At 63.8% G+C, this 14,100-nt stretch carries 8 protein-coding genes and 2 pseudogenes; 1 reads left to right on the plus strand and 9 read right to left on the minus strand.

The window, feature by feature from the left end; all coding sequences use genetic code 11:
• Positions 1-108 precede the first annotated feature (108 nt).
• Entirely contained in the window at positions 109-1,833 is a 1,725-nt protein-coding gene (locus ACVIIV_RS04655; RefSeq protein WP_456743134.1) for an ATP-dependent Clp protease adaptor ClpS, read from the plus strand.
• A gap of 51 nt (positions 1,834-1,884) precedes the next feature.
• On the opposite strand, the pseudogene ACVIIV_RS04660 reads toward ACVIIV_RS04655, so the two are convergent.
• The 9 genes and pseudogenes from ACVIIV_RS04660 to ACVIIV_RS04700 form a co-directional block, all read right to left on the minus strand.
• A pseudogene (locus tag ACVIIV_RS04660) lies at positions 1,885-2,312 on the minus strand (tannase/feruloyl esterase family alpha/beta hydrolase); the annotation flags it as partial.
• A gap of 96 nt (positions 2,313-2,408) precedes the next feature.
• Complete coding sequence (locus ACVIIV_RS04665; protein WP_456743135.1) at positions 2,409-3,863, minus strand: GntP family permease; 1,455 nt, start codon at positions 3,861-3,863, stop codon at positions 2,409-2,411.
• A 3-nt stretch (positions 3,864-3,866) separates the two neighbouring features.
• Positions 3,867-4,886, minus strand: a complete 1,020-nt coding sequence (locus tag ACVIIV_RS04670) for a patatin-like phospholipase family protein (RefSeq protein WP_456743136.1) — start codon at positions 4,884-4,886, stop codon at positions 3,867-3,869.
• A 122-nt stretch (positions 4,887-5,008) separates the two neighbouring features.
• Positions 5,009-6,253 carry a phosphoglycerate dehydrogenase gene (serA, locus tag ACVIIV_RS04675; protein WP_456743137.1) on the minus strand — a complete coding sequence of 415 codons (1,245 nt, stop codon included), beginning with the start codon at positions 6,251-6,253 and terminating at the stop codon, positions 5,009-5,011.
• A 293-nt stretch (positions 6,254-6,546) separates the two neighbouring features.
• Entirely contained in the window at positions 6,547-7,779 is a 1,233-nt protein-coding gene (locus ACVIIV_RS04680) for a rhodanese-like domain-containing protein (RefSeq protein ID WP_456743138.1), read from the minus strand.
• A 108-nt stretch (positions 7,780-7,887) separates the two neighbouring features.
• On the minus strand, positions 7,888-9,246 hold the full coding sequence (locus ACVIIV_RS04685) for a DUF1963 domain-containing protein (protein WP_456743139.1): 1,359 nt from the start codon (positions 9,244-9,246) through the stop codon (positions 7,888-7,890).
• A gap of 80 nt (positions 9,247-9,326) precedes the next feature.
• A pseudogene (locus tag ACVIIV_RS04690) lies at positions 9,327-10,512 on the minus strand (PepSY-associated TM helix domain-containing protein).
• A 2-nt stretch (positions 10,513-10,514) separates the two neighbouring features.
• Positions 10,515-12,842, minus strand: coding sequence for a TonB-dependent siderophore receptor (locus ACVIIV_RS04695; protein ID WP_456743140.1), 2,328 nt, complete (start codon positions 12,840-12,842; stop codon positions 10,515-10,517).
• A gap of 212 nt (positions 12,843-13,054) precedes the next feature.
• Entirely contained in the window at positions 13,055-13,939 is an 885-nt protein-coding gene (locus tag ACVIIV_RS04700; protein WP_456743141.1) for a dihydrodipicolinate synthase family protein, read from the minus strand.
• Positions 13,940-14,100: the final 161 nt, after the last annotated feature.

A 14,100-nucleotide genomic window follows, 5' to 3' on the forward strand; every position in this document is an offset into this window, starting at 1 on the left:
TCGGGAATCGAGCATCAAATGGAAATAGCGACCATCCCGCTTGACGGCTGCTCTCTTTTATGTTCCTTATTTGTTCCATTCTAGCTCAAGTTGCAGTGGAGTCATTTCATGACGAAAGGTGCGTGCGGGGAGCATGAGCCGGCTCAGTTGGTGATTCACAATGACGACGATACGCCGGACGAATTCGTCATCGGACTGCTCCGCCAGGTTTTCGGTAAGACGGAGCGCGAAGCCGCCGCGCTGATAGGCCGGATCGAGCGCGAGGAGAAAGCCGCCTGCGGTCCCTACCCGCAATCCGTCGCAGAGGCACTCTTCAAGTCAGCCCAGCAATATATCTGGCTCGGCCAGCATCCCCTGAAGATCACGCTTGAAGAGATCAGGACCCCTTGCGAGCTCTGCGGCAAACCTGAAGGACAGACGGAAGTGCGGATCGGGGAACGCACGGTCTGGCTGTGCAGCGACTGTATTCGTGCAGCAGACAGCACGAGCACGCCGGAGCCGGAAAACGAGTTCGAATACGCCTGCGACGTGCTGAACTGGCACTTTGCCGACGTCGCGCGCAGCAAGCTTGTGACCACTATCCGGCAGTTCCCCGGTCATATGCGGGTGGACGTGCAGGCCGCGATCGACCGACTGTTCAGCGAGTCGATCCGGCTATTCGGGCTGAACGAGGAACAGCGCTACGAAACGCTGTCGATCTCACGGCTCCTACGGGAAGGTCGCTATGCGACCGCGATTGCTCCGCTGCAATATTCCGATGTAGATGTCGGCGAGAAGAGCCCGGTCAAATGTCTCGATAACGGCCTGTGGTTGTGCGCGCAGGATAGTCTGCGTTATGCGGTCTTGCTCTGTGCTCACCGCGAATTCAGCCGCGAACCGGGAATTCGGATTGAGATTCTTGTGCCGTCAGGCACTGCAGGCGCGGCCCTCGTCCAGAAGTGTTTTGGTGAGTTCGAGCAGGCCGTGCAAGCTGCGCGCAGCTATCGCGGCAAGATCCTGTCGCTCGACGCCGATTCCGAGTATCGCGGCCGTTCGCGCGGCATCACCGTGCATCGGTTGCCGCCGGTGTCGCGGAGCGAGGTGATCCTCCCGGAACAGACCCTGCGGCTGCTCGATCGCAACGTTCTGACTTTCGTCAACACCCGCGACCAGTTGCGCCGGCTCGGCCAGTCGACACGCAAAGGCATCTTGCTTTACGGACCGCCAGGCACTGGCAAGACCCACACGATCCGCTATCTCGCAACACATTTGCCCGGGCATACGACGCTGATCATCACGGCCGAGCAAATCGGCCTGCTCGGCGCCTATATGAGCCTGGCACGGCTACTGCAACCCTCGATGGTCGTGATCGAGGACGTCGATCTCATAGCCCGCGACCGCGACGACATGGGACCCTGCGAGGAGTCCATGTTGAATAGGCTGCTCAACGAGATGGATGGTTTGAAGGAGGACGCAGATATCCTGTTCGTCCTGACCACCAACCGGCCTGAGGATCTCGAAGGAGCCCTTGCTGGTCGCCCCGGCCGCATCGATCAAGCCATTGAAGTGCCGCTCCCCGATGAGACCGGCCGCGGCAAGCTGGTCCGGCTTTATGGCAAGGGACTGCCGCTCGATGACACGATCGTCGCGGAGGCAGCCCGACGCAGCGAAGGCACGAGTTGCGCATTCATCAAAGAATTGACGCGGCGACTGGCGCAGGCCAGCCTCGCGCGCGATGGCGGCAGCTCCGTGATCTCCGCCGATATCGACGAGGCGCTCGACGACATGCTGTTCGCCGGCGGCCGGCTCAATGCACAATTGCTGGGTGCCGCGCAGGCCATGGCGGCGGGGTGATACGTGGTCTGAGCGGCGCAGCTGTTACGGCGCGCAGGTGAAGCTCGACGCCTTCGTGACCGGCGACGGCTCGTCGAAGGGATAGGCTGGCGGCAGCGCAAGCCCCGTGATCAGCACACCATTGAAACCGCCGCCGCCATATTGCAGCGAGCGGCCGTTCCAATCGACGGGAAGGTTGACCTGGAATTTGATCGGCGGCGCCTTGGGATCGGTGGGGTCGATATGGCCGAGCACCTTGCAGAAGCGCGGATGGGCCGGCGTGATGCGCCCGGACGGCGTCGGCCCGCGTTCGGCAACCGCGAGCTGCGACGGCGCCCGCAACGTTGCGGAATCAATCTTGCGGCGTCAGTACCGCTGACGAGCCCCTTGCAGACCGCATCGGCATCCTCTGCCAGCGTTGCCGTCGGCGCCGTGCCCGCACCCAGCGTCGCCATCGAGCTTACAAGCAACGCACACAGCTTCGCTTTCTTTCGCGTCATCGTTTCCACCCGGCTTTCTCGATTTGTTGCGTCGACGGCTGGCCGCAGCCAATGCAACCTTCGTCCTACCGTCAATCGCTCACGCCGAGCCGTCCATCAGAATGATCCGAGCGCGCTCCCCAACGCGATCACGGCCACCAGCGCCAATAGCGACGTCACAATGCCCACCATCACAATGTCGAGATAGCTGTCGCGATGGGTCAGGCCGCAGATCGCGAGCAGGCTAACCACCGCACCGTTGTGCGGCAGAATGTCCAGTGTCCCCGAACCGATCACCGCGACGCGATGCATCAGCGCAAGGTCGATGCCGTGGCGCGCGGCAATCTCGACATAGGTCTGGCCGAGCGTGTCAAGCGCGATAGTCAAGCCGCCGGATGCCGAGCCGGTCAGCGCGGCCAGAATATTGGTCGCAACCGCGAGCGAGACCAACGGGCCACCTTCGATCGCAAGCACCCAGTCCCGCACCGTTCCAAAAGCCGGCAGCGCCGCGATGACCGCACCGAATCCGACGAGGCTTGCGACGCTGAGCGCCGGCAGAACCGATGCATTGGCACCGGCGTCCATGGTCTGCCGCAGAGAGGGAAGCCGGGCCCAATTGAGAAAGATGGTCGTGACGATGGCGGCGCCCAGTGCGGTGCTGACCGACCACACACCAGCGACTTCCGCCAACGATGTACGGCCGAAGCGCGGCTCGCTCAGATACGAGACATCGAACCGCGGCAACACCAGGAGCGACATCACGAGATTGACAGCGACGACGACGGCCAGCGGCAGGATGGCACTCACCACCGGAGCGGACATTTCGCTGCGCCGTCCATGCCGGATCTCGGCCGGATCGAACTCTCGTGCGGTGGTCGCGTATTCGCGGACCAGTTCGTCATCGACGGCACGTTCGGCCGCACCCTCCATGTCCTCGCCATAGCCTTCCCCCGCACGGCGAGCCGCGGCTTCGGCGCGGCGCAACCACCACAATCCCGCGCCAACCATGATCAGGGAAGCGATGACGCTGAGTCCGGGCGCAGCAAAAGGCGTCGTGCCGAAGAACGGCATCGGGATCGCGTTCTGGATCGATGGCGTGCCCGGCAAGGCCGACATCGTGAAGGTCGACGTGCCCAGCACGATCGCGGACGGAATCAATCGCCGCGGAATCGCGGCGGCACGAAACAGCGAGCGGGCCATGGGGACGATCACGAAGAATGCGACGAACAGGCTGACGCCGCCATAGGTGACCATCGCACCGGCGAGCACGACCGCCAGGATTACGCGGCGCTCGCCAAGACGTCTCGCCATAAAGGAGGCAACCGACGTGACCGCCCCGCTATCGTCCATCAGTTTCCCGAATACGGCGCCAAGCAGGAAGATCGGGAAGAACTGCGCCAGGAATCCAGCAGCATTCACCATGAAGATCTGCGTCAGGTTCGCAAGTAGCGGCTCGCCGCCGAACAGCGCCGCGACGAGCGCGGCGAACGGCGCCAGCAGGAGAACGCTCCAGCCGCGAAAGGCGAATAGGACGAGAAGGCCGAGCCCGACGAGAATGCCGAGAAGCCCCACGTCTCAGCACTCCGACAGCAGGATGTCGAGATCGGCGGTCGAGCGCCGACCGATATCCGGGCCGTGCTCGTCGAGGAAAGTTTCGGCTGCGCGACGTCCTTCGCCGTGCAGCATCGAGACGAACTCCCATTCGGCGTTGAGCTTGGACGAGGCGCCGAACTTCGCCAGCATGTCGCTCTTGACGCGGTGGGTCCGCATCTTCGCCCAGCGCGCACCCTCGCCGCTTCCCGGGTCGGCCGCCTGACGCAGCAACGCGATCATACGCAACTCCTTCATCAGCGGCGAGTTGAACGAAATCTCGTTCAGCCGATTGAGAATCTCCGCAGCCGTCCGCGGCTCTTCCTGCTTTTCAGTCGGATTGATCTGCACCAGGATGGTGTCGTGCGCGTCGCTTTCGCGAATGAGCGGTGTGATGGTCGGGTTGCCGGCAAAGCCGCCATCCCAATACGGTTCGCCGTCGATCTCGATCGCGCGGAACATGGTTGGCAGGCAGGCCGACGCGAGCAACACGTCAACCGTGATCTCCGCGTTCCGGAAGATGCGTCCTCGCCCAGTGCGCACCCGCGTCGCAGTGACGAACAGCTTGATCGGCGAGCGCGCGAGGCGCTCGAAATCGATGCTCTCAGCCAGCACCGCATGCAGCGGATTGTAACCGGTCGGATTGAGGTCGTAGGGGGAGAGCACCCGCGACATCAGGTCGGTCAGGATGTAGGCCGGCGATGTATCCAGCGTCCAGCGCCCCATCAGCCGATCGAGCGGCGAGCGCTGGAGCGGGCTGAAGGCCGCCGCCTTCGAAACGCGGCGCCAGTATTGTTCGAGCGCGTCACGCGCACCCTCGGCGCCACCGGCCGTCCACCCATCCGCCAGCACGGCTGCGTTCATCGCGCCCGCGGACGTCCCGGAGATCGCGGCGATCGTAAGCCGCTTCTCTTCCAGCAGGCGATCGAGCACGCCCCAGGTGAAGGCGCCATGCGAACCGCCGCCTTGAAGCGCGAGATCAATCAGTACGGTGTCCGGTTCCATCGCGGCACTCACGCAACTGAAGCTCAAATTCGACGCGATTTGTCACGTGCGTGTCGAAGTCGATGGCGTAGTGTAGAGAGCCTTGGCGGCGGAATGCAACCGGAACGTGGGCCTCTCGCCGTCTAGTGCTCGAACACCAGCCGCGCGCCCACGGTACCCTCGAGGGCGCGGATCTGCTGCAGCAGTTCGCTGGAGTCCTGACCACCGAGATCGGCGTCGAGCACGACATAGCCGAGGTCGCCGGCGGTCTCCAGATATTGCGCGGCGATGTTGATGTCGCGCTGGAGGAAGACCTCGTTCAGCCGCCGCAGCATACCCGGCACGTTGCGATGGACATGGCTGAAGCGTGCGCCGGAGGGGCGAAGATGCAGCTGCACTTCCGGGAAGTTCACCGCGCCCATGGTCGATCCCGTGATGAAATAGTCGACCAGCTTGCGCGCCACCTCGCCGCCGATCCGCTCCTGCGCCTCTTCGGTCGAGCCGCCGATATGCGGGGTGAGGATGACGTTCTCGAGGCCCTGAATGGGACTCTTGAAACGATCGGCATTCGACGAAGGCTCGACGGGAAAGACGTCGACGGCCGCACCGGCGAGATGACCATCGCGCAAGGCGCGCGCGAGCGCATCGAGATCGACTACGGTGCCGCGGCTGTTGTTGATCAGGAACGAGCCCGGCTTCATCGCCCGCAGCTCTTTCTCGCCGATCATGCCCGCAGTCTCCGGCGTCTCCGGCACGTGGAGACTGACGACGTCGCTCTGCGCCAGCAGCTCTTCCAGCTTCTCGACCGGCTCGGTATTGCCGTGGCGGAGCTTGTCGGTGCGGTCGAAATAGATCACGCGCATGCCCATGGCTTCGGCCAGGGTCGAGAGCTGCGAGCCGATATTGCCGTAGCCGACGATGCCGAGGGTGCGGCCGCGCACCTCGCGGCTGCCGGTCGCCGACTTGTCCCAGCCGCCCGCATGGGCCGACACCGAGCGCGGAAAGATCCGCCGCAGCAGCATCACGATCTCGCCGATTACGAGCTCGGCGACGCTGCGCGTGTTGGAGAACGGCGCGTTGAAGACAGGCATGCCTCGCTTGTGCGCCGCCAATAAATCGACCTGGTTGGTGCCGACGCTGAAGCAGCCGACCGCGAGCAGCTGGTCGGCGGCGGCGAGCACCTCATCGGTGATCTGGGTGCGCGAACGGATGCCGAGCAGCGACACGCCCTTGAGCGCGCGCCGCAGATCCTCGCCGTCCAGCGCCTTGGTCAGCCGCTCGACATTGGCGAAACCCGCGCTCCTGAACAGGTCCACGGCACTGTCATTGACGCCTTCGAGCAGCAGCGCCTTGGCGCTCCGCTCAGGGCTTTGGCCTGGGGCTGACATGGGATCTCCGTAAGTCACAGCTTTACCGCAGCTCATAGACCGCCGGCGATGCGCAGCACAATAGGGCTTGGATAGGGGGAGAAGATGGCGGGGTAGATATGCTTGGCACCCCTGCTAGTTCCGTCATCCTGAGGTGCGAGTGGCGCGATGCCTAGCATCGCGCCGGGAGCCTCGAAGGATGAACGGCCCCGATGCAGCCGGGCCGTCGCCCTTCGAGGGCCGCCGAAGAAGCGGCCGCCTCAGGGTGACGGTGATGGAGTAGTGCTCGGGCGCGATCACGTAGGCCACTCGTCTCAAATCACGTAGAACCCGTGCGTGCCGTCGCGGCGGAGCTGCTCGACGAGGCCGTATTCCCAGTCGAGATAGGCCTGCATCGCAGCTTCGGCCACGTCAGTGCCTTCATAGGGGCGGCGGTAGCGGTGTGCCGGATCCGGCTTCGGCAGGACGTGCGGCGGGCCGACCTCGAGCGCACCGTCATAGCCGCCTTCGAGCACATAGACCTCCCAGCCCATCTGCGCCAGCCAGGAGGCCGTCATGTCGGCGCGGACGCGTCTGTCATCGGTCAGGAGGATGCGCGCACCGCGCACGGGGGCGGCCATATCGGTTTCCTGGACGAGCTGGCCGCCCGGATAATGGCGGAAGCCGGGGAGATGGCCGGCCGCATATTCCTCGGTGTCGCGCACGTCGAAGCGATAGAGCGTGCGATCGGTCTGCGCGACGAGCGCAGCCAACTCGCCCGAGCCGATATGGCGGACACCGGCGCGATAGGCGACATCGCGGGCATTGGCCGGGCCGCCCTCGAACGGGCCGATCGCGCCCCGCCTGTCAGCACCGTGATCGAGCGCATGCCGTGCCAGCGTCCAGCCGATGGTGCCGTTGCGCAGCGCACGCACCTTGTTGGGCACGCCTGCATTGATCAGCGACTGGGTGCCGATGATCGAGCGGGTGCGGCCGGCGCAGTTGACGATGATCGTCGTCTCGGGATCGGGGGCGGCTCGCCCTGCCCGCAGCACCAGCTCCGCGCCGGGCACGCTGACCGAGCCCGGGATGTTCATGGTCGCATATTCGTCGAAACGGCGGACGTCGAGAATGGCGACGTTGGCCTTGTCGGCGATGAGCTTTGCAACCTCGTCAGCGCTGAGCGAAGGCGTGTGCCGCCGCGACTCGACCAATTCGCCGAACGCTTTCGAGTAGGAATTGACGTCCTCGAAGATCTCAAAGGCGGCCGCACGCCAGGCCGTCAGCCCGCCATCGAGCGTGCTGACATTGGTGTAGCCGAGCGCGGCCAGACGTTCGGCTCCGGTCGCGACCAGCCCCTCGCCGTCATCATAGAGCACGATCGCCACATCCTTGCGCGGCAGCCGCACCTCGGCCTCCACTGCAATCCGTTCCGCAGCCATGTTTGCGGCGAACAGCGGATGGCCAGTTGCGAAAGCGGCCTCACATCGGAGATCGAGCAGCGCGATCTCCTCGCGCAGGAGCAGGGCGCGGCGGATATCGGCGGGGGTGACGGTCGGAAGCTTCATGGCGCAGACCTTTGAGGAGAGAGCCAGAAGCTTTTGAACCATTGCTGCGGCGTTGGCTAGCCATACCGGCCACTAGCGCCGGTCTTCGGCTGACTACGCAACATTCCCTTAGTCACATTGGAGCGTAGCGACGACCTGAGAAAAGTCGAGTTGCGCAAGAAGATTCCGGTCGATCCAGAAATGGAGCACGCATCCAGTATTGGAGTGCCAATCGAGAAACGCAAGTTCGCCTTGTATTTGGAGTAAGAGCGTGTCTTCCAAATGCTCTTCAGTCGCATCTTGCGGACCGCTGCCATATCCCAGCATCTGATGAAGCGCTGTATTGAAGTAGCGGTACTTACCGTCGTGCACGGTTGGCGTCTTCCAGTGATTCTGCCGCGCCAGATTCGTGACGTAGCTGGACGGAGCGTGGTCGGAGATATCGACCTCCTGGGTCGCCATGCAACGGATCGTATGATTGATGGCGTTGCCGAGATCGCCCGCGATGCTAACTGCATATGTGGGCACCTTTCCAGCCAGCTCCTTGTAGGCATGCGCAACGTCGAGCCACCAGGACCTGAAGCTCGCTTTTGTTTCCGGATCAACGTCGTCCATCGGTGTCAGCCCCCGGCAGCGCTCGAGCCAACCGATTGCACCAGCGCGAAGGCGCATCAATTCCATGGCCGCCTCGTCGGTGAGCGGCTCGCCAAAGTAACCGCGCGTCAGATCGCTCTGGACGTGCACCAAGACCGACCGAACCACATAAGTGATGAGGAGCCAGTTGAAGGGCCAATCCACGTCTTTCTCGTATTTGGCCGCGCTTCGGAATTGGAGCAGATCACTTTCCGGCGGCTCGCCCGGCCCCAACGCCCTGCATAATTCCTCGATCATGAGCTCACCTCCCACCGCATCCTCGAAAAAGTAGAAGTCGCGGAACGGCCGGAACGAAAGCGGGTACTTGAATTCGACCTTGGAATGAAAATCGAGATTGGGATCGAGCCATTTGACTTGGTAGTCACCGTTGGTGCCTGCCAGCGGCATCAGATCGGGCGGTGGCGCACGGTCAGGATACGCGTCACCGTCGGTCGGGCTATAAAGTACGCGACAAGGTGGATGGCTTTCGCCGCAAAACACCGAACTACAGAAGAAATAAAGAGTGCCACGCGTCGGAAGCGGCGACCAGCCGGCTCCAGGCACTTCAGCCAAGTCAATTTGAGCCACGAATGTCAGCGCAACCTTTTCTAACTCTCGATCTATCATGACCCTGACCTCTGCGGTCGGCCAATCAAATTGCGGCGGCAACTTGGGAAGTCCGCCGAAGAAGCTCCGCGCCGGGTGCGTGAGCGGCACGGGCAGATCACTGCGTCTGACAAGAACAGCAGGCCGCGCCGTTTGTTCGATTTCGTCTCGCTCAGATCGCGCCATCGAGATCACCATAGCTTTCGCCTGGACTTCGCCAATCGAACCATTTGGCGAGGCTTCAGGCAAGTCGCTCCGGTCCGCTGTGTGCGACAGGCGTCGTTGCACTGGCAGCGGATGCTGTTGGTGTCCCGGTTAGCGCGTCGCTGTCACTCGCCCGGAACGAGTCGCCCCGAGCGGCGGCTGTGCCGGGCGCCGCAGCTTGCGGCGCCACAGATAGAGCAGGATGCCCGTGACCGAGAACAGCGGCATCAAGACAGCGGCAATCATGAACGCGAGCTTGCCCGGCCATCCCAGGATCTCGCCGCGATGGATGTCGTAGATCGCCGCGATGATCTTCTCGCCGAACGGCTTGTCGTCATAGCGCTCGGCGGAGACCAGCTGCCCGGTCGCCGCATCGATGCGAAATTCGTCACGCGTGGTCTCGAGTGTCCTACCCTTCCCCCACGACCGGATCCGTATCACTGTGCCCGGGCCGGCCGGCAGCGTCAGCAAGGCCTTGGAGAAGCGGCCGCCCTCCTGGCGCTGGAACGTGGTCCATGCCTGATCGAATCCGATCGGCTGGGCCGGCTCGGGACGGCCGGCCGCACGCGGCGACTTCGCGGGCATCTTCGCTGCGGTGGCGTGCGGACGGGCCAGCAACCAGGTCACGCCGTCCTTGTACCATTCGAAGGAGAAATACAGTCCGGTGAGCGTCATCGCCAGATAGACCGGAAGCACCCAGGTTCCGATCACGGTGTGCAGCGACCGATGCAGGCCGCGGCCGCTAAGGCCGAGATTCGGCTTCAGCCAGATCTTTGCGCTGCCGCCGCGACGCGGCCAGCGCAGCACGAGGCCCGAAACCAGCATGACGATCAGACCGAGCGCGACGGTGCCGGTGATCGGGCGCCCCCAACCCTTGCCATCACCGGGAATGAGCAGCCAGCGGTGCAGCCTGCGCACGGTGGCGAAGAACGCCTCGCCGCGCGGCGAACCCAGCACGCGCGCGTCGTAGGGATCGACATAGAGCGATGTCGGCCGCGCGCCCTGCTCGTCGCGCGCGAAGCGGACGTAGACCGCCGCAGACGGATCGCTCGACAGGGTGACGGCCGAGACCTTGCCGACGTCGTGCGCCGCCTTCAGCCGCGCCACCAACTCGTCCGGCATCAGTACCGGCATCTCGCGCGGTGCGACACGCATGATGTCGGCGTTGAGATGATCGACGATCTCGTCTTCGAAACTCATGATCGCGCCGGTCAGCGCGATCAGGGCAAGCAGTAGCGCGAGCACGAGGCCCGCGATGGAATGGACCTGGAACAGGACCGCTTTGATGGTGTGTCCCAGCCGCGCTGCCATGGCTAGAACTTCACCGTCGCCGACAGCGAGACGCGCCGCGCATCGCCGATGGCGACGCCGAGATTGTTCTGGGCGGAGGTGTAATAGACGGTGTCGAACAGGTTCTTGACGTTGAGCTGATAGATGACCGGCAATGCCTGGTGCTTCGTCTCATAGGTCGCGAAGATATCAGCGACGACATAGGACGGCAGCACGAACGTGTTCAACGCATCGCCGGGCCGGTCGCCGACATAGCGTGCACCGCCGCCGAGCCTGAGCTGGCCGGGAAGCACCGTGCCGAAATCGTAGACCAGATAGAGCGACGCCGTGTTCATCGCAACGTTCTGCAGTTGTTTGCCGGCATAGGTCGGGTCCTCGGTCACACGCGCATCGGTGTAGCCATAGCTTCCGATCATGCTCCAACTGTCGGAGAGCCGGCCGGTGACGTCGATCTCAAGGCCGCGCGAGCGGACCTTGCCGGCCGCGGTGTAGACGTTGAGACCGGTTGCTGTGTTGAGCTGGCTGACCAGCACGTTCTGCTTCTCGATGTCGTAAACCGCAAGCGTACCTGAGAGGCGCTTGTTGAGATCGAACTTGAGACCGGTCTCGTACTGCGTGCCCTCCTCGGGCGCGATGTTCGATCCGAGCACGACGCCGCCGCCATTGCTCAGCGGAGCAATGGTGGAGTTCGGTTTCAGCGACTGGGTGTAGCTCGCATAGAGCGAAAGCTGGTCGGTGAGCTTGAAAATGGCGCCGCCGAGCGGGAGCACCGCATCCGCCGAGACGTTGGTGTTGGTTTTGAACGGCTTTCCGCGCCCAGCCAGCTGGTCGTAATCCATGTAACGCACCCCGCCGACCAGCGCGAACCGCTCGGTCAGGTGCAGCGTATCCTGGAAGAACAGCGACCACTGGCCGAGCTTGTCGGTCTGGGCGCTGTCGCTATTCGATACCGTGGTGCCCGGCCCGATCAGGCCGTAGACCGGGTCGTAGACATTGAAGGACGGGGCCGCCTGCCGGATCAGGTTGTCGCGGTAGATCGTGCGATACTGTCCGTCGCCGCCGAACAGCACCTCGTTGCGGATGTTGCCGAGCCAGAACCCGCCCGAGATGTATGACGTCCCATAGCTCGAATTGCTCAGCGAGCCCTGCGTGCCGTCATTGCTGCGCGTCTCGACGCCGGTCTTCGCGTTGACGCCGGTGATGCGGAGCTGATTCGCGCTGAAGGTCTCGGTGTTGTAGCTGTAGGCAGCAGTCACCTTCCAGTCCTGGTTGAGGCGATGCTCGACGGAGGCCTGAATCAGGTCGGACGTCCCCCACATGTTGTTGTAGGGCTCGTCGAGACGGCGCGTCGCGGGGATTGCCAGCGGTGCACCGTTGATGAAGGCCGTCCCGCGGTCGAACGGAGAGATGAACTCGCGGTGCTCGTAATTGAGCTGGACAGTGGTGTCCTGGCCGTACCAAGCCAGCGACGGCGCGATCAGCATCTCGCGGTGACGGCCGAAATTGCGCCAATAGTCCTCACTGACGCCGTAGCCGATGAAGCGATAGGCAAGGCCCTGGTCACCAATCGGCCCGGTGACGTCGAGCAGGCCGTCGGCACCGGTTTTGGACGAATTGTACGCCGAGCCGAGCAGCGTGACCGAGCCATGCTGATAGAGCTCCGGCCGCTTGCTGATGGTATTGACGATGCCGCCGGGATCCATGATGCCGTAGAGCAGCGAGGCCGGCCCCTTCAACACCTCGACGCTTTCGACGGCAGGGTTGAGGCTGCGGCCCTGCACCAGCGGCATGCCGTTGCGCATGATCGAGCCGTCGCGATTGTCGCCGAAGCCGCGGCGAATCACAGCGTCCTGGGTGCCGGCGAGCGTGTTGGTCTGGGTGACGCCGGAGACATTGGCAAGTGCATCGTCGATGTTGCGCGGGAGCTGGTCCTTCAGCACCTGCTCGGGCACGACGTTGACGGCCTGCGATGTGTCGAGCGGCGAGGCGCCACTGCGCAGCGTGGTTGCACTCGGCATCGCGCGATAGCCGAGCTTGGCGGCCTGCTGCGCGGCGGCGTCTGCGGCGGCCCGCTCCGAGAGGGTCGGCGGTGTGGGGACAGGATTGCGAGCGGATTGGCGGCGCGCGACGGCCTGCACTCGGCGTGACGATTGCTCCGATGCGCGCGCTGGCTTGGGTCGCTGCGCCGGGGCCTCCACCGTCACCGGCGGCAGAGCCGATTGCGCCTGTGCGGCCGTCATGTTGGAGGGGCATTCGGCGAACAGCACAGCCGCTCCGATGAGAAGGCCGGCACGGCTCTTGCCGGCAGGAGTCCGATGGCCGCTGTCGCGGACATCCAGATGAGCACGCACGTTCTATTCACTTCCAGGTTAGACGCTGCATTGAAGCTCGCGCGTCTAACAGCCGCTATGCATGAAGAGAACCGTAAGCGGACTTGAATCGCTCTAGTGTTGAATCGTTCTAAGAATGGACCGGAGCTGAACAGCAACCTCCAATTGCCGTCATGCCGAGCGCGGCACGCAGCACGCGAATTCGCGGCCGCGCGTCGCGATCTTGCGCAGGCTCACGCAAGCGCAGGCGCCATCAGCGCGTCGAGCTTCCGCTTGAATGCAGTGCCGTCGGACAAAGCACGGAGCGGCGGGCGCACGCGCAACCAGCCCGTATCGCCGGTCTGCGCCGCGAGGACCGCCTTCAACGTCGCGACTAGAGACGGCGTCTTGACCACGACATCGGCCGCGGCCTGCATGCGCGCCTCGACATCCTTGCCGTCGAGCATGCCCTTGACCAGCTCGGGCACGACATTGGCCATGCCGCAAATGGTGCCGGCGCCGCCCGCGGCGATCGCACGGGCGATGTCGGCTTCGTTGCCGACGGTGATGGCCAGCTCGGGCGCAGCATTGCGGAACGCCTGGAATTGCTTGAAATCGCCGCTGGAGTCTTTCAAGCCGGCGACAATCGTTCCGTAGCGCTTGCGCAGGCTTGCGGCGACCGTCGTCGGGATCGCGACGCCCGAGACCTGCGGGATGTGATAGAGATAGGCGCGCAGCCGGTCGTCGGCGATGCCGTCGATGATCGCGGCAAAGGCATCCTCGATACCTTCCGGCGTGACACCGCGATCGAAGTAGGGCGGCAGCACCAGCACGTGGCGCAGGCCGAGGCCGAGCACGGCGCGCGAGAGTACGATGCTGTCGGTGATGGCGGGAAAGCCGCCGCCGATGCCAATGCGATCCGGAGCGACGCCGGCCTTGAGCACGGCTTCGATGGTCGCGATGCGCTCGGTGACATTGAAGGAGGTACCCTCGCCGGTGGTGCCGAACAACACGACGCCGTCGACACCCTTGCCGAAGAGCTGTTTGGCGTGACCTGCGAGCTTTGCCGAATCCACGCTGCCGTCGGTCGTCAGCGGCGTCGCCGATGCCACCCAGAATCCGCGAATTGCCTCCGTCATCACACCGCCCTTTTGCTCGACCCCGGCTAAGCCTCTGATCTCAAACGACCTAACGAGGCATCACCGAGCGTTGTTTTTGCTTTACTTTTTATCTTGTACCTTACATACAAGACCTGCGCAAACCATTTCCGACACCACGGCGCGCAAGCGGCGCAGCCAGA

The sequence above is a fragment of the Bradyrhizobium sp. USDA 4354 genome (assembly GCF_054060315.1).